Genomic DNA, 15,373 nt, shown 5'->3' on the forward strand with positions numbered 1-15,373 from the left:
GCTCAGCCAGGGAGAGGCGAGACCCCCTGGTCAGTCCCGGGACGGGGGGTCCAGGTGGTAGAGCCTGGTCGCGGTGTGCTGGAGCACCTTGCCGACGGTCTCCTCCGGCAGGCCGCCGAGCGTCCGTTCCATGACGTCGCGGGGGCTCGGCGACTCGGAGGCGGGACCGGGGGAGAGGCTGGTCGCGTGCGGGAAGTCCGTCTCGAACATGAGGTTGTTGGCGAGCTGGTCGATCACCGCCCGTACCGACCGCCGCTCGAACCAGAACATCCCGTAGATCTGGCGGCGCATGTACTCGCTCGGCAGCATCCGCTCCGGGTACTCCTTGTGGGCGCCGACGTTCAGCCACTGCCAGTCCATGCTCTCGCCGAGGAACGGCAGCCAGCCGGCGCCGTTCTCGACCGAGACGAAGTTCAGGTCGGGATAGCGGTGGCAGACGCCGCTGAGCACCACCTCGGCGATGTTCTGCGCGTTGCCGAGCAGGACCAGCGCGCTCTCCCTGGTGAAATCGATCTTCTTCGACTGGTCGACCGCGCCCTTGAGCTCATCGTCGGTGGCCAGGAACCCCACGTGGAAGTTCATGCTGAGGCCCATCTCCTGGGCCTGGCCCAGCACCGGCTCCCAGTAGTCGTCGATCAGCCGCGGGAAGCCGGCCTTGTCGTACCGGGCGGCGAACAGGACGCCCTTGTGGCCCATCTCGTGGGCCCGCCTCATCTCGGCCACCGACGCGCCGATGTCCCAGAACGGGAGCATCGTCATCGGGACCAGCCGCCGCGGGTCCGCCGAGCAGAACTCGGTGATCCAGTCGTTGTAGGCCCGGACGCACTCGGTCGCCAGTTCGCGCGGCATCTGGTTCAGGAACCGGTGGCTGTGGAACCCGAGGATGTTCGGGTACAGCACCTGGTAGTAGACGCCTACTTCGTCCAGGTAGGCCAGGCGTGCCTTCGGGTCCAGCGCGGCCGGCAGTGCCTCGGACAGCTTCCTCGGGTGCGACGGCGGCCATTCCGGCCAGCCGGCCTGGGCGAACGCGCCCACCCCGTACAGCTTGCGGTCGCCGATGTACCAGTAGTCCTCCTGCCTCCGCTCGTGGAACCGCACGTGCGGGACGAGGTCGCCCCATTTGGACGAGACGCGCGACGTCCAGAGATCGGGCGGCTCGATGATGTGGGAGTCGACGTCGGCGACGGCGTACCGCTCGCAGAGTGCGGTCCCGGGGGCGGCCCCGGCCTCGTCCTGGTCGGCCATCCGCGTGGGCCCTTCTCTAGGGTTAGAGAGTATTCACTCACTTACTTTAGAGTGGGGGAGGATGCCGCGCAATGGCCGTCCGCAGGGCTCGCTCGCCCGGTTCGGGGACGGCGCGCAGGTGCTGGGCCATCATCAGGGGGGTCACGCTCAGCACGCCCGACTCCACCGGCAGCGTCACGCCCGTGATCCACCGGGCCTGGTCGCTCGCCAGGAACGTGGCCGCCCACGCCACGTCCCAGCCGTCACCGGGCGTCCCGAGCAGGCCCGCCTCCGACCGCATCGTGTTCATGAACCCGGCGCGGGGACCGGGAGCGGACACCGACATCACCATCGGCGTGGTGATGTGGCCGGGCGCGACGGCGTTGACCCGGATGCCCTCGCGGCCGTGCGAGTACGCCATGTCGACCGTCATGGCGACCAGCCCGCCCTTGGCCGCCGAGTACGCGACCGTGCCGTCGCCCCGCAACGCGGAGATCGACGCGATGTTGACGATCGCCCCCGCGCACTTGGCGGCCATCACGGGCACCGTGTACTTGGACGCCAGGAACGCCGTCCGCAGGTTGATGTCGAAGGCCCGGTCCCAGGCCTCCTCCGAGGTGTCGACGACCGTCCCCAGAGCCGCGAGGCCGACGTTGTTGACCAGGATGTCGACCGTCCCGAACGCTTCGGCCGCCGCGCGCACCATCGCCTCGCAGCCGGCCGCCGTGGTGACGTCGGCGGCGAACACCTCGGCCCGCCCGGCGCCCGGGCCGCGCTCCTTCTCGATCATCTGCCGGGTCTCCTCGGCGCGTTCGGGGTGCAGGTCGACCAGCAGGACGTCCGCTCCCTCCCGGGCGAGCGCGACGGCGGTCGCCTTCCCGGTCCCGACCCCCGGGCCGGGCGTCGAGCCGGCCCCCGTGACGATCGCGACCTTGCCCTCGACCCTGCCCGCGCGCTCCACCATGGGGTTCCCTTCCGTTCGGATGTGTGTCGGACCGGCATGCCCGGTCACCAGCGCGTCAGCAGCGCCGCGCCCGCCTCGTACCCCCCGACGTTGGTCACCGCCGCGACCTGCGCGCCCGCGACCTGCCCGTCCCCGGCCTCGCCCCGGAGCTGCCGGACGGCCTGGGCGGTGTGGCCGAAGGCCGCGTGCAGGCGCCCGCCGGAGAGCTGGCCGCCCCAGGTGTTGAGCGGCAGCTCGCCGTCCAGGGCGATGCGCGCGCCTCCCTCGACGAACGCGCCGGCCTCGCCCGTCCCGCAGAAGCCCATGGCCTCCAGCCACCAGACGACCTCGATGGTGAAGCCGTCGTACAACTCGGCGACGTCGACATCGCCGGGACGCAGGTCGGTCCGCGCCCACATCGCCGCCGCGGCGCCGTGGCCGACGCGGCCCATGTCCTCCCACTGATCCCACGACGGCCGTCCCTCCACGAGCGCGGCCATCGCCTCGACGCGGACCGGAGACCGCAGGGCGGGCGCGGTCTCGGCGGCCGACACGACGATGGCGGTGGCGCCGTCGACCGGGACGTCGCAGTCGTACAGGCAGATCGGCGTTGAGATCATCCGCGCGGCGAGGTACTCCTCGACGGTCAGCGGCTTCCGGTAGACCGCGTCCGGGTTCCCGGCGGCATGGGCCCGCTGCGTCACCGGGATCCACGCCAGCTGCTCGCGCGTGACGCCGTACTCGTACATGTACCGGGCGGCGAAGGGGGCGACCTGGCAGACGGGGGAGAGCATGCCGATGGGCAGCAGCCAGGCCAGCGGGCCTTCGGCGACCGGCTTGACCGATCCGTAGGCCGGCCGCCCGCCGGCGTCGCGGGCGGCGCTGCCCTCCTTCACGGTCCGCCACACGACGGCGTGCCGGGCCTGGCCGGTGGCCACCGCCATCGCCGGGCCGTAGAAGGGCAGCCCCATCCCCTCGACGACCCCCTGGCGCCAGCGCGTGGCGATCCCCAGCGCGTCCTGGACCTCGTAGAGGTTCCCGTTGGCGTAGCCGGGCAGGTTCGCCGCACCGCCGCCCGGGAACATGGACAGGCCGTCGATGTCGCCGATCGCCAGCCCGGCGTCCGCCACGGCGGCGAGGATCGCGTCCAGGGTGAGTTGCAGGCCCGACCGGCCGACCCGTCGCCCGATGGCCGACTGGCCGACCCCGGAGATCACCACCCGGCGCTCCAGCAGGTCGGCCGCCGCCGGCCCGCTCATCCGGAGGCCCCGGGCAGGGCCACGAAACTCGGGATGGCGCAGCCGCCGGGGCCGGGCTCGAAACCGACCTCGACCTCCATGCCGATGGCCGCGTCCTCGGGTGGAACGCCCCGGAGCCTGCCCGCCACGCGCACGCCGGGATGGCCGGGGAACTCGACCAGGACGATGGCGTACGGGACGTCCAGATCCGGGAGCCAGCGCTGGTGGTTGACGGTGAGGCTGTAGACGTGACCACGCCCGGTGATCTCGATGGGGACCAGCGTCCTGGCATGGCAGGACCGGCACATCCCGCGCGGCGGGAACGACTCGGCCCCGCAGGACGGGCAGCCCTCGACGACCAGCCGCCCCTCCCGGGCCGCGGCCCAGAACGGCTCGGTCTCCTCGGTGACCGCGGGCGGAATCCCTGTCGTCGCGTCCATGGTCTCCTCGCGCCGGCGGCGTATCATCCGTACCGGCAGCCGTCTCCCGGTCAACTTAAGAGAGTGTTCGCTCACTATAACTCTTCCTAAGAAAGTGAGCCTTTGCTACCTTCGGGCGGGTCGGTGCCGTCCGGGCGGGCCGGAGGGCCACCGGCGAGGGAGTCGGTTTGCCAGGCGATCGCATCATCTTCGGAGCGGCGGCGATCCCCGAGCCGGACCGGGCCTGGCTGGCCGCCGCCGAACGGCTCCCGATCGACTCGCTCTGGCAGGGCGGCCATGTCCTCCCCCCGACGGCGACCGGTGAGGCGATCACCCGCCTCGCCCTGCTGACCGCGTGGACGGAGCGGGTGCGGGTGGGCACCGCGGTCCTGCAACTGCCGCTGTACCAGCCGGTGATCGTCGCCAAGCAGCTCGCCGACCTCGACTCGCGCTCGGGCGGCCGGGTCTCGGTCGGCGTGGGTGTGGGAGGCGAGTTCCCGCAGGAGTTCGAGGCCGCAGGGGTGCCCGTCGGTGAGCGCGGCCAGCGGACCGACGAGGCGATGCGGATCCTGCGCGGACTCTGGAGCGGCGGGCCCTTCGCCCACGAGGGCCGGTTCTTCCGGTTCGGCGGGGTGGAGCTGCGGCCCGTGCGGCCGCCGGGAGCCGAGGCACCGGCGATGCGGCCGGGCGGTCCGCCGCTGCTGGTGTCCGGGCGCAAGGCCCCGGCCATGCGCCGCGCCGCCCTTTTGGGGGACGGGTGGATGCCCTACCTCATGTCACCCGGCGCCTACGCCCGCTCCGTGCAGGCGATCGAGGACGAGGCGCGGGCGGCGCGCCGCGATCTGGCCGGCTTCGAATGGCTGATGTACCTCTACTGCTCCGTTCGCCGCGACGGCGACCGTGCCCGCGATGACGTCGCCACCTTCCTCGGCGGCGCCTACGGTGGCAGGCAGGCCGCCATGCTCGACCGCATCGCCCCCGCCGGCACACCGGAGGAGGTCGCGGCGCGGCTCCAGGAGTACGTGGACGCGGGCGTCCGGCACTTCGTCATCTCCCCGGCGGCGCGCGAGCAGACCTTGGAGGTCGTCACGCTCGCCGCCGAGGAGGTGCTGCCGCGCCTGACCGTCCCGGCTCCGGCGGCGGCGCCGTGAGCGGGACGCCGTGGGCCGGCCTGTCGGTCGTCGAACTGGCCGTCGGCGCAAGCGACCTCGGCCTCGGACCGGCCGTGGGCGTGCCGGGGATGATCCTCGCCGACCTCGGTGCCGACGTCGTCCGGGTGGTGGGCTCCGAGCCGGTTCCCATCGACCGGGACGTGCCATGGGGAGGGGCCTGGCACCGCGACAAGCGCGTCGTCGCCACCGACGACCGGGACGAGGTGTTCGCGCTGCTCCGTGCCGCGGACGTCGCACTGGTGTACGGCCCGGAGGAGCTCGTCGAAGGGCGTGGCCTGGGCCATCGGGACCTGGCCGGGCCGAACCCCGCGCTCGTCTACGCGCGCTGCCGTCCCAGCCGTACGTCCAAGGGAGCGGTCGAGGACTTCGGCCTTCTGGTCGAGGCGAGTGCCGGCTTCTGTACCCAGCTCGCCGGCCACCGGCCGGGCCCGATCCTCGTCGACGTGCGGGCGTCCGGCATCGGGGCCGCGTCCCTGCTGACGGTGTCGGTGCTCGGCCTGCTGCGCCGGCGGGCGCTCACCGGGACCGGAGGGTGGGCCGAGACGTCGCTCTACGACGGGATGCTCGCCACGCTCGGCTGCATGATCGGCCGGTCGGAGCGCGCGGCCCCGGAGATCGAGGGCTACTGGGAGAAGGGCTCGACCTTCCCGAACTTCCTGTACCGCTGCGCCGACGGCGAGCTGATCCAGGTCTGGTTCGGCGGCAAGGGGATGTACCCCGCCCTGATCGGGGTCCTCGGGGACGAGCCGAGCGAGGACGGCTACTACACCGACCAGATGACGGGGCGGCTCGGCGAGCGGGCGGCGCGGTGGACGTCGTTCTTCGCGACCAGGCCGCGCGCGGAGTGGGTCCGCCTCCTGCGCGCGGCCGGCGTGGCCTGCGAGCCCGTCCTCGGCCCCGGGGAGGCGCTCACCGATCCCCATCTGGCCGAGATCGGGCTCGCGATCCCACGCTCGGACGGCGGCCACCGCGACATCGTGGTCGCCTCCCCGATCACGGTGCGCCCGCTCGCCACCGGGACCGGGACCGCCGCCGGGCCACGGCCCGTACCGGGTGGCGGCGCGGCGGCGGGCGGCACCGAGGGAGGCCTGCTGGCCGGGCTGCGGGTGGTGGACTTCTCGGCGTTCGTGGCCGGGCCGCTGGCCGCGCAGGTCCTCGCCGACCTCGGCGCGGACGTGGTCAAGGTGGAGCCGCCCGGGGGCGAGGCGATGCGCGCCGCCGCGTACGCCATCGCCGCGTGCCAGCGCGGCAAGCGCAGCCTGGCGCTCGACATCGGCGCGCCGGAGGCCCGTGCCGCCGTTGAGCGGCTGCTGGCGAGTGCCGACGTCGTCCTGCACAACTTCCGGGTCGGGGTGGCGGAGCGGCTCGGCATCGGCGAGGAGACCGTGGCCCGGCTGAACCCGGACGCCGTGTACTGCCATGCGAGCGCGTTCGGCACCACCGGCCCGAGGGCCGCCCTGCCGGCGAACGACGCGCTGATGCAGGCGGTCACCGGATTCGAGCAGGCCGTCGGCGGGGCCGGAAACGATCCGCTGGCGGCGACGTGGATCCCGATCGACATGGCCGGCGGATGGGTCGCGGCCATCGGTGTCATGGCCGCCCTGTACGCCCAAGCCGTGGACGGCTGCGGAAAGCGCGTGGTGACGAGCCTGCTGGGCGCCGGGATGCTGCTGCAGAGCGGCGTTTTCCTGCGGGACGGCGAGCTGGTCCGCGGCCCCGGACTGGACGCCGGGCAGACGGGTTATGGGCCAGGTCACCGCATCTACGAGGGCGGCGACGGCCGCTGGTTCGCGATGGTCGTCCCGGACGAGGACGCCTGGCGGCGGCTGGCAGCGCTCCCGCACGTCCCGGTGCTCCCGGAGGAGTACGCGCCGCTGCGCGGGGGCGGCACCGACGCACTCGCGCGCCGGGCCGAGACCGTCCTCGAAGCGATGTTCGCGACGGCCCCGGCTCGGGAGTGGGCCGAGCGCCTCCGCGACCTGGGACTGCACGTCGAGCTGATCGAGCCGCTGGACCGGGACGGTTTCAGGCGGGCCGTCCTGGACGATCCGCTGAACCGCGGGCTCGGCCGGGTCGCCTCGTACCGGACCGCGGACTGGGGCCGGTTCGAGCAGATCGGCCCGCTGCTGCGGTACGGGCCCGAGGACGCGGGCGGCCCGCGGCTGATGCTCCCCGGCGTGGGGGAGCACACCGTGGAGGTCCTCCAGGAGCTGGGCTTCGGCCGTACGGAGATCGACGCTCTGCTGGCGGCGAAGGTGGCCCGCCGGCCCGAGTGACCGTTCGAGCACGAGTGACATCTCAAGCACGGTGACGTTCGAGGACGAGGAGCCGTAGATGGGCACGACCCTTGAGCCGGCGGAACTGGTGAGCGAGCTGGGGTGCCGCTTCCGGGCGGGCGACCGCGAGGGCGCGTTCGCGCTTCTCCATCCGGAGTTCCGCATCCAGCAACCCGCGTCACTCCCGCACGGCGGCTGGCATCACGGCCGCGACGGCATGTCCGAGATGGGCGCGGCGTTCGCGCGCCACTGGGACCGCACGATCGGCGAGCCGCGGATCCTCGGCTCCGGCGACGCGGGCGGCGGCACGGTCGTCCAGGTCACCGAGCAGACCTGGACGGCGAAGGCCACCGGGCGCGCGGCGACCGTGGACGTGGTCGAGCTGTTCTCGGTCTCCGGCGGGCTCATCGCGGAGATCCGGGTGTTCCAGCAGGACACGCACGCGCTGCTGGAGACCCTGGACGAGGACGGCGGCGAGGCGGCGCAACGGCGTGGTTGACACGCTGATCCGCCCGGGGGAACATTAGTAACTGGGCGCTCACTTTCTTAGTGTCCCGCTCGTGTTCGCGGGGCCGTCCGGAGGTGCGTGGCGATGGAGTACCGGCTGATCGACGCCGACGGGCACTACTACGAGCCCGACGACTGCTTCACCCGCCACATCGAGTCGCGCTTCAAGGACGAGACCGTGCGCGTCCGGCGGGGCGAGGACGGGCTGGGCCGCGTCTTCCTGCGCGGCCGGCGGACGTTTATGAGCGTGATGCCCGGCGACTACGCCTCGGCGCCCGGCGCCCTGGAGGGGCTGTTCGTCGGCGGCGTCGCCGACGGGTTCACCCACCGGGAGGTCGTCAACGCCAAGGACCACCCGGAGTTCACGCACAAGCCCGCACGCCTGAAGCGGCTGGACGAGCAGGGCCTGGAGGCGACGATCATGCTTCCCACCCTGGGCGTCGCGGTCGAGTACGACCTGCGGGACGACGCCGAGCTGAGCCACGCGAGCCTGCGGGCGTTCAACCGCTGGCTGGAGGAGGACTGGGGGTACGGGGACGACGGTCGGATCTTCGGTGTCCCCATGCTGTCCCTGCTGGACATCGGCGGCGTGATGGCCGAGCTGCACCGCGTGATCGCCGCCGGTGCCCGCATGGTCCACCTGTGCCCCGGCCCGGTGGGGGGACGTTCTCCGGCCGACCCGCTGTTCGACCCGTTCTGGGCGACGGTCTCCGAGGCGGGGATCCCGGTGGTCTTCCACGTCTCCAACAGTGGCTACCAGCACTTCTACGGCACGCACTGGTCCGAGAGTCCGGGCAACCCCTCGCACCTGCAGTCGCCCCTGCAATGGGCCCTGTGCAACACCGAGCGGCCGGTGGTCGACACGCTCATCGCGCTGACGCTGCACAACCTGTTCGGCCGCCACCCGGACGTGAAGATCATCTCGATCGAGAACGGCTCGAGCTGGCTGCGGCCGCTGTTCAGGACGGTCGACAAGGCCGCCGCGCTGGGCCGCCGGGGCCCCATGCTGGGCGGCCCGCTGCCCGACCGGCCCAGCGAGGCGCTGGCCGAGCATCTGTGGGTCTGCCCGTTCCCCGAGGACGACGTGCACGACCTCATCGACGCGATCGGTGCCGATCACGTGCTGTTCGGCTCCGACTACCCGCACCCGGAGGGGCTGCGGGAGCCCCGCGACTACATCTCCCGGCTCGACGGCTGCGACGCCGAGGTCACCCGCAAAGTGCTCAGGGAGAACAGCGCCGCGCTCTTCGGGATATCCGGCCCGGCCCTCGCGCCGCCTCCACGGAGCGTGCGGCCGTGAAGGTCGTCATCGCCTACGAGGCCGGCGAGCCACCGGTGATGGAGGACCTTCCCGTCCCCGCCATCGGCCCCAGGGACGTCCTGGTCCGCGTTTCCGCGAGCGGCATCTGCCACACCGACCTCAACGTCCTCGAAGGACGGTCGGCGCTCCCGCTGCCGATCGTGCTCGGGCACGAGGCCTGCGGGGTGGTGGAGGAGACCGGCGCGGAGGTGCGAAGGGTCCGGCCCGGCGACCGCGTCCTGTCGTCGGTGGCACCCGCGTGCGGGACGTGCCGGCGGTGCGTCGGCGGCATGTCCAACCACTGCCTGCTCAACCCGGTGACCAAGGCGACCCCCCGGTTCCGGCTCGGCGACGGCCGCTGGGCCCCGGCGGTCTGCGGTTGCGGGACGTTCGCCGAGGCCATGGTGGTGCACGAGGCATCGCTCGTCCCGGTGGAGACCGACCTTCCCGACGAGGAACTCGCCCTCCTGGGATGCGGCGTCACCACCGGCCTGGGAGCCGTGCTCAACACCGCCGGGGTCGTCCCGGGCTCCAGCGTGGTGGTGATCGGCTGCGGGGGAGTCGGGCAGTCGGTGATCCAGGGCGCGCGCATCGCCGGCGCCGCGGTCATCATCGCTGTCGACCCGGTCGCCGGACGGCGCGAGGCGAGCCTGCGCGCGGGCGCCACGCACATTGCCGACCCTTCCGAGGCCGACCCGGTCGAGCAGGTCAGGGCGCTGACCGGGGGAGAGGGCGCCGACTACACCTTCGAGGCGGTCGGGCGGCCGGAGCTGATGGTGCAGGCCTTCGACATGGCCCGCGTCCAGGGCGCGGTGACGCTGGTCGGCATGCCGGCCGCGGGCGAGACGCTGACGCTGCCGGCGATCCAGGCGGTCTTCTCGGGCAAGCGGCTGGCCGGGTCCGTCGTCGGCGGGGCCCAGATCCTGCGCGACTTCCCCCGGTACATCCGCCTCGCCGAGGCGGGCAGGCTCGACCTCGGGTCCATGGTCTCCAAGCGGATCACTCTCGACGAGATCCACGAGGGCATCGACACGGTGGCCCGTGCCGAAGGCGTGCGGACGGTCATCGTCCCTGGCACGCGCGCCGTTCGCGACCTAGGATGTATGTGAGCGTTCGCTTTCTAGTCTCCGTTCGTCCCGGCGGAGCGGTCAGGAGTTCGTGATGTCCTTCGACTGGTTCATCTCGGTGGACGACCACCTCATCGAGCCGGCCCGGCTGTGGCAGGAACGGCTGCCCGAGCGGTGCCGCGGCACCGGCCCCCGCATCGTGCGGGACGGCGACTCGGAGTTCTGGGTCTACGAGGACCGCCAGATCGTCACCACCGGCCTGAACGCGGTGGCCGGCAAGAGGCGCGAGGAGTTCTCGCCGGAGCCGATCACCTACGACGAGATGCGGGCGGGCTGCTACGACCCGGCCGCCCGCGTCGCCGACATGGACCAGGGCCACGTCCTGTCGTCCATGCTCTTCCCGTCCTTCCCCCGCTACTGCGGCCAGGTCTTCCACGAGGCCAGGGACAGGGAGCTCGGGCTGCTGTGCGTGCGGGCCTGGAACGACTTCATCCTCGAGGAGTTCGCGGACGCCTACCCGGGCCGGTTCATCCCGATGATGATCATCCCGCTCTGGGACCCGGCGGCCGCCGCCGCGGAGATCGAGCGGACCGCCGCCCGCGGCGCCAAGTCGATCGCCTTCTCGGAGAACCCGACCAAGCTGGGCCTGCCGTCGATCCACACCGACCACTGGGACCCGATGCTGCGCGCCTGTGACGAGACCGGAATGGTCGTCTCGATGCACGTGGGATCCTCGTCCAACCTCATCCGCACGTCCGAGGACATGCCGACGCTGGCGTTCATGGCCTACTCGGCCGCGGCCAACCAGGCGGGCACCCTGATGGACTGGCTGTTCAGCGGCAAGTTCACCCGGTTCCAGAACCTGAGGATCGCGCTGTCGGAGGGATCGATCGGCTGGATGCCCTACTTCCTGGAGCGGGCCGAGCAGGTCATCGACAAGCAGCGGTTCTGGGCGTCCCGCTTCGACATCAGCATGAACGCCGCCCATGAGCGCGGCGAGGAGAAGGGCGCGGCGTCGTTCGACCTGGACACCGACATCCGCCGGCTGTTCAGGGACCATGTCTTCGGGACGTTCATCGAGGACCAGGCCGGCATCCGGCTGCTGGACATCATCGGCGAGGACAACGTGATGCTCGAGTGCGACTACCCGCACTCGGACTCGACCTGGCCGGACACCATCGAGATGGCCAACAAGTGGCTCGGGCACCTGCCCGAGGACGTCCAGCACAAGATCACCGTGGGTAACGCCTGCCGGGTCTACGACTTCACCCCGGCGGCCCCGGCCACCATCGGCGCCCCCTCCTGACGGTGGCCCCGCCGTGCGCCGCCGCCCGCCGTTCCCGAAGGAGGGGCGGGCGCGGCGCCGTTCCCGGCTCCGTGACGCCTGGGGTTCAGCTCACGGTGATGGCGCGCTCCGGGCAGTTGGCCGCGGCATCGGCCGCCTTCTTCCGCAGGCCGGCCGGGACCTCGGTGACGATCACCCTGCCGTGTCCCTGCTCGTCGAGGTCGAACACCTCCGGGCTGATGTCCCAGCAGCGGGCGTGCCCCTGGCACCGGTCCGGATCCACGGTGGCCTTCATCGCCGCTCCTCCTTCGTCGTCCCTCATGGTCGGCGGATCGATCAGAACGTGGCGGACAGGGCCCACGGACCGTCCGGGAAGGGCCGGCCGAGCAGGTCCATGCTGTAGCCGATACGGCCGGTCACCGTACCGGAGTCCGCGCCGCACAGCAGGAGCGCGGCCTCGGCCATGGCGCCGTCGTCCTCGACCGGGGCGTTGTCGGGGGTGTGCGGGGAGACCACGGCCACTCCGGGCGTCATCACCAGGCCGGACGTCCCGAGCGCGTTGACGTTCACGCCCGTCCCGTACAGTTCCGCGGCCAGGCCGGTGGTGAGCCGGTCGAGCGCCGCCTTGCACATCCCGTACGGGACGCAGCCGTCGCCAGCCCAGTCCGGATACGGCGGCCCGATCGGGTGGCGGGCCTGCTTGGAGGTGATGTTGAGTATCCAGCCCCGTTCGCGCTCGACCATGCCCGGAGCCGCCAGCTGGCAGAGCCGGAACGGGGCATGGACCATCATCTGGAACATCAGCGCGTAGCGGCGCGGGGGAATGTCGAGCGCGGGCCCGTAGAAGTTGACGCCGGCGTTGTTGACCAGGGTGTCGACCGGGCCGAGCGCCTCCTCGGCCCGCGCCACGATCGTCTCCACCTCACCGGGGACGGTGAGGTCGGCCTGGACGACCGCGACCCGGCCGCCCTGGGCGCAGACACGGTCCATGACCTCCTCCAGCGACCCGGGCAGGGCCGACGAGCCGGCGGTGACCGTCCGTGCCACCAGTGCGATCGCCGCTCCCTCGGCCGCGAACCGCTCGGCGATGTGCCGCCCGATGCCGCGGCTCGCCCCGGTGACGATCGCCACCCGCCCGTCCATCGATGCCAAGAGAACTCCCGAGCCGCGAGCCGTCCGGACGGGGCCGGGCCCCGCGCTCACGATCACTCTAGCAAAGTGAGTGCCTACTTTCTCTAGCCCTACGCCTGTCGTCCCGGTCGGCGGGGGATTATCGTGAGTGAGTACACGCTTTGTTATAGGGCGACGGTCCGGCCGGAAGGGCATCAGCCATGCATGACATCGTGATCCGCGGCGGCGAGGTGGTCGACGGGACCGGTGCGGCCCCCAGACGTGCGGACGTGGCCATCGACGGCGACCGCATCACCGGGGTCGGCGAGGTCGCCGAACGAGGCCGGCGCGAACTCGATGCCGCCGGGCGCTTCGTGACTCCCGGGTTCATCGACGTCCACACCCATCTCGACGCGCAGCTCTTCTGGGACCCGGCCGCCACGCCGTCGTGCCACCACGGCGTCACCACCGTGGTCATGGGCAACTGCGGAGTCACCTTCGCGCCCGTCCGTCCCGGGCAGGAGGAGTACCTGGCCGGGATGATGGAGTCGGTCGAGGACATCCCCGCCGACTCGATCATGTCCGGTCTCGACTGGGGCTGGGAGACCTACGGCGAGTACCTCAGGGCCCTGGGGCGGCGGGAGATCGGCGTGAACGCGGGCGGCCTGGTCGGCCACTGCGCCCTGCGGCACTACGTCATGGGGGAGCGCGGCCTGGACGAGTCGCCCGCCACCGACGACGACATCGCCGGAATCGCCGCCGCCGTGGCCGAGGCCATGGACGGCGGCGCCCTCGGGTTCTCCACGTCCCGTACCTTCATGCACCGGGTGCCCGACGGCCGTCCGGTGCCGGGCACCTACGCCCTTCCCGCCGAGCTCGCGGCCATCGCCGGCGTCCTGGCCGACCGCGGCCGCGGCACCTTCCAGGTCGTGCCCCGCATCGGCGAGCGCGACGGTGCCGAGCGGCGCAACTCCATCGCCGAGATGGCGTGGATGGAGGAGGTCGCCCGCGCCTCGGGCCGCCCGCTGGCGTTCTCCATCATGCAGAGCGACCGCCGCCCGGGCCTGTGGTCGTGGGTGATGGACGAGGTCGCCGCCGCGCGCGGCCGGGGCGCGGACGTCCGCCCGATGACCGCGGTACGGGGGAGTGCGATCGTCTACGGCCTGGTCGGCCGGACCCCGTACGACACGCTGCCCGCATGGGCGGAGCTCGCGTCCAGGCCGTTCCCGGAACGCCTGAAGGCGCTGTCCGGCGAGGCGTCGCGGCGCCGCCTGCTGGAGGAGGCCGAGCGTCCCGCCGAGATGTCCGGGCCGCTCGCGCCGAAGGATCCCGGCAAGCTCTACCTGATGCCGCCGGGATCGGCCGACTACGACGTCCGCCCGGACAACAGCCTGGCCGCCGAGGCCGCCCGCCGGGGCACCACCCCCGCCGCCGCGTTCCTGGACTACTCGATCGAGACCGGTGGCCTCGGGCTCCTGTACTACCCGGTGCTCAACCAGGACCTGGACGCGGTGGCCGAGATGATCACCAACCCGGACGTGGTGGTGGGCGTGGCCGACGCCGGCGCCCATGTGGCCCTGACGATGGACGCCGGCAACTCCACCTTCCTCCTGAAGCACTGGGTGCGCGACCAGGGACTGCTCGATATCGGCCGGGCCGTCAGGAAGCTCACGCTGGAGGGCGCCGACCTCTTCGGGATCGCCGGCCGGGGTGTTCTGGCGCCGGGCGCCTTCGCCGACGCGAACGTCCTGGACCTGGACGACCTCTACCTCCACACGCCCGAGATGGTGGACGACTTCCCGCTCGGGGCGAACCGGTTCGTCCAGCGCGCCCGCGGCTACGACTACACGATCGTCAACGGCGAGGTCCTCGTCGACCACGACGAGCTCACCGCCACCCGCCCAGGTCGCCTGATATCCCCCGCCTGACGCCCCCGGCCGCGGACATCACCGGAGGGCGGTGGTCGCCCACGCGTCCAGGGCCGGGGCGAGCATCGGCCAGCGTACGAAGAGGCCCGGGGCGTCGCCGGCCGTTCGCGCCGCCTGCCGTTCGCGCCACTCGGTGTCCCCCCACGGCGGATCGACGAGCCGCGCGTTCGGGAGCGCCTTCGCCACCTGCTCGGACGTCTCGCGCCGGTGGTGGATGTCGCTCGCGCCGCTGCGGAAGACCAGGGCGGGAAGGTCGAGGGCCCGCGCCTGCGCGTTCGGCAGGCCGGGGACCAGTTCGTCACCGCACGGGCAGTACGCGGCCATCCACCGCTCGCAGGTCGCGATGAAGTCCGCCGCGTCCAGGTCCAGGAAGCGTCGCCGGTTGGCCGGGTTGCGCTCGAGGGTCTCGGCCCATTCGGGCAGCGCGACGACGGCCTCCATGCCGCCCTCCCACGCCGCCCGGACCGATGCTCCGAAGTAGTGGTTCCCGATGGACATGAGGCCGAAGACGCCGCCGCTGATCCACCACATCGCGACGCCGGCGGCGATCTCACGGTGGCGGGCGGCGGTCAGCAGCGAGACCCGGGAGCCGCCCGACCCTCCCGCGATCACGGCCGGCGCCATGCCGAGGTGCGCGAGCAGCCCGGCCAGGACGTCGGCCTGCATCGCCGACTCGGACGCACCGGCGAAGCACACATCGGACTCGCCGGTGTTCGGGCGGTCCCAGATGAGCACGCGGTTGCCCCGTTCCGCCAGCGCGTTCGCCAGGTCGCGCAGGCCCGGGGTCCGCCTTCCGTCCCGCCCGCCGGGCGTGAGCACCCACGGCCTTCCCTCGCCGATCACCTCGTAGCCGACCGTGAGCCCGTGCACGCTTGCTCGCGTCATGGGCCGAAGTTACTATGAA

At 72.4% G+C, this 15,373-nt stretch carries 14 protein-coding genes; 7 read left to right on the forward strand and 7 right to left on the reverse strand.

Annotation, left to right across the window (positions count from 1 at the left end):
- Window positions 1-30: 30 nt before the first annotated feature.
- The 4 genes from ACH34Q_RS31535 to ACH34Q_RS31550 are packed head-to-tail and all read right to left on the reverse strand — an operon-like array spanning window position 31 to window position 3,845.
- The gene (locus ACH34Q_RS31535; protein ID WP_395986748.1) at window positions 31-1,245 is read right to left on the reverse strand and encodes an amidohydrolase family protein; all 1,215 of its coding nucleotides are present in this window, start codon (window positions 1,243-1,245) and stop codon (window positions 31-33) included.
- Between the two features lie 46 nt (window positions 1,246-1,291).
- On the reverse strand, window positions 1,292-2,188 hold the full coding sequence (locus ACH34Q_RS31540) for an SDR family NAD(P)-dependent oxidoreductase (RefSeq protein ID WP_395986749.1): 897 nt from the start codon (window positions 2,186-2,188) through the stop codon (window positions 1,292-1,294).
- A 44-nt stretch (window positions 2,189-2,232) separates the two neighbouring features.
- The gene (locus tag ACH34Q_RS31545; protein WP_395986750.1) at window positions 2,233-3,426 is read right to left on the reverse strand and encodes a thiolase C-terminal domain-containing protein; all 1,194 of its coding nucleotides are present in this window, start codon (window positions 3,424-3,426) and stop codon (window positions 2,233-2,235) included.
- Window positions 3,423-3,845, reverse strand: coding sequence for a Zn-ribbon domain-containing OB-fold protein (locus ACH34Q_RS31550; RefSeq protein ID WP_395986751.1), 423 nt, complete (start codon window positions 3,843-3,845; stop codon window positions 3,423-3,425). Before ACH34Q_RS31550 ends, ACH34Q_RS31545 begins: the two co-directional genes overlap by 4 nt.
- A 167-nt stretch (window positions 3,846-4,012) precedes the next feature.
- Here ACH34Q_RS31550 and ACH34Q_RS31555 point away from each other — a divergent pair, with 167 nt between their 5' ends.
- The 6 genes from ACH34Q_RS31555 to ACH34Q_RS31580 all read left to right on the forward strand — a co-directional run bounded on the left by ACH34Q_RS31555 (window position 4,013) and on the right by ACH34Q_RS31580 (window position 11,452).
- Window positions 4,013-4,975: an LLM class flavin-dependent oxidoreductase gene (locus tag ACH34Q_RS31555; RefSeq protein ID WP_395986752.1), complete on the forward strand. Its 963-nt coding sequence runs from the start codon at window positions 4,013-4,015 to the stop codon at window positions 4,973-4,975.
- Window positions 4,972-7,272, forward strand: a complete 2,301-nt coding sequence (locus ACH34Q_RS31560) for a CoA transferase (RefSeq protein ID WP_395986753.1) — start codon at window positions 4,972-4,974, stop codon at window positions 7,270-7,272. Before ACH34Q_RS31555 ends, ACH34Q_RS31560 begins: the two co-directional genes overlap by 4 nt.
- Window positions 7,273-7,330: 58 nt before the next feature.
- On the forward strand, window positions 7,331-7,771 hold the full coding sequence (locus ACH34Q_RS31565; RefSeq protein ID WP_395986754.1) for a nuclear transport factor 2 family protein: 441 nt from the start codon (window positions 7,331-7,333) through the stop codon (window positions 7,769-7,771).
- A gap of 93 nt (window positions 7,772-7,864) precedes the next feature.
- A complete protein-coding gene (locus tag ACH34Q_RS31570) occupies window positions 7,865-9,079 on the forward strand; it encodes an amidohydrolase family protein (RefSeq protein ID WP_395986755.1) in 1,215 nt (404 codons plus the stop codon).
- On the forward strand, window positions 9,076-10,188 hold the full coding sequence (locus ACH34Q_RS31575) for an alcohol dehydrogenase catalytic domain-containing protein (RefSeq protein WP_395986756.1): 1,113 nt from the start codon (window positions 9,076-9,078) through the stop codon (window positions 10,186-10,188). The genes ACH34Q_RS31570 and ACH34Q_RS31575 overlap by 4 nt, the downstream gene beginning before the upstream one ends.
- A gap of 52 nt (window positions 10,189-10,240) precedes the next feature.
- The gene (locus ACH34Q_RS31580) at window positions 10,241-11,452 is read left to right on the forward strand and encodes an amidohydrolase family protein (protein WP_395986757.1); all 1,212 of its coding nucleotides are present in this window, start codon (window positions 10,241-10,243) and stop codon (window positions 11,450-11,452) included.
- Between the two features lie 85 nt (window positions 11,453-11,537).
- Here ACH34Q_RS31580 and ACH34Q_RS31585 read toward each other — a convergent pair whose 3' ends face one another.
- Both ACH34Q_RS31585 and ACH34Q_RS31590 read right to left on the reverse strand, forming a co-directional pair.
- Window positions 11,538-11,726, reverse strand: a complete 189-nt coding sequence (locus ACH34Q_RS31585; RefSeq protein WP_395986758.1) for a ferredoxin — start codon at window positions 11,724-11,726, stop codon at window positions 11,538-11,540.
- A gap of 41 nt (window positions 11,727-11,767) precedes the next feature.
- Entirely contained in the window at window positions 11,768-12,574 is an 807-nt protein-coding gene (locus tag ACH34Q_RS31590; protein ID WP_395986797.1) for an SDR family NAD(P)-dependent oxidoreductase, read from the reverse strand.
- A 188-nt stretch (window positions 12,575-12,762) separates the two neighbouring features.
- On the opposite strand from ACH34Q_RS31590, the gene ACH34Q_RS31595 reads away from it, so the two are divergent.
- Entirely contained in the window at window positions 12,763-14,469 is a 1,707-nt protein-coding gene (locus tag ACH34Q_RS31595; RefSeq protein ID WP_395986759.1) for an amidohydrolase family protein, read from the forward strand.
- A gap of 18 nt (window positions 14,470-14,487) precedes the next feature.
- Here ACH34Q_RS31595 and ACH34Q_RS31600 read toward each other — a convergent pair whose 3' ends face one another.
- Window positions 14,488-15,354 (reverse strand): alpha/beta fold hydrolase, encoded by an 867-nt coding sequence (locus tag ACH34Q_RS31600; protein WP_395986760.1) that lies wholly within the window; start codon window positions 15,352-15,354, stop codon window positions 14,488-14,490.
- Between the last annotated feature and the right edge of the window lie 19 nt (window positions 15,355-15,373).

The organism is Actinomadura sp. 9N407 (assembly GCF_044326315.1).
In the GTDB taxonomy this organism is placed as follows: Bacteria; Actinomycetota; Actinomycetes; order Streptosporangiales; family Streptosporangiaceae; genus Spirillospora.

Bases quoted from the DNA above. Each gene is read 5' to 3' on its own strand.
- ACH34Q_RS31580 (WP_395986757.1), top strand. From the start codon at position 10,241: ATGTCCTTCGACTGGTTCATCTCGGTGGACGACCACCTCATCGAGCCG.
- ACH34Q_RS31540 (WP_395986749.1), bottom strand. From the start codon at position 2,188: ATGGTGGAGCGCGCGGGCAGGGTCGAGGGCAAGGTCGCGATCGTCACG.
- ACH34Q_RS31535 (WP_395986748.1), bottom strand. From the start codon at position 1,245: ATGGCCGACCAGGACGAGGCCGGGGCCGCCCCCGGGACCGCACTCTGC.
- ACH34Q_RS31600 (WP_395986760.1), bottom strand. From the start codon at position 15,354: ATGACGCGAGCAAGCGTGCACGGGCTCACGGTCGGCTACGAGGTGATC.
- ACH34Q_RS31545 (WP_395986750.1), bottom strand. From the start codon at position 3,426: ATGAGCGGGCCGGCGGCGGCCGACCTGCTGGAGCGCCGGGTGGTGATC.
- ACH34Q_RS31590 (WP_395986797.1), bottom strand. From the start codon at position 12,574: ATGGACGGGCGGGTGGCGATCGTCACCGGGGCGAGCCGCGGCATCGGG.
- ACH34Q_RS31570 (WP_395986755.1), top strand. From the start codon at position 7,865: ATGGAGTACCGGCTGATCGACGCCGACGGGCACTACTACGAGCCCGAC.
- ACH34Q_RS31565 (WP_395986754.1), top strand. From the start codon at position 7,331: ATGGGCACGACCCTTGAGCCGGCGGAACTGGTGAGCGAGCTGGGGTGC.
- ACH34Q_RS31550 (WP_395986751.1), bottom strand. From the start codon at position 3,845: ATGGACGCGACGACAGGGATTCCGCCCGCGGTCACCGAGGAGACCGAG.
- ACH34Q_RS31585 (WP_395986758.1), bottom strand. From the start codon at position 11,726: ATGAAGGCCACCGTGGATCCGGACCGGTGCCAGGGGCACGCCCGCTGC.
- ACH34Q_RS31595 (WP_395986759.1), top strand. From the start codon at position 12,763: ATGCATGACATCGTGATCCGCGGCGGCGAGGTGGTCGACGGGACCGGT.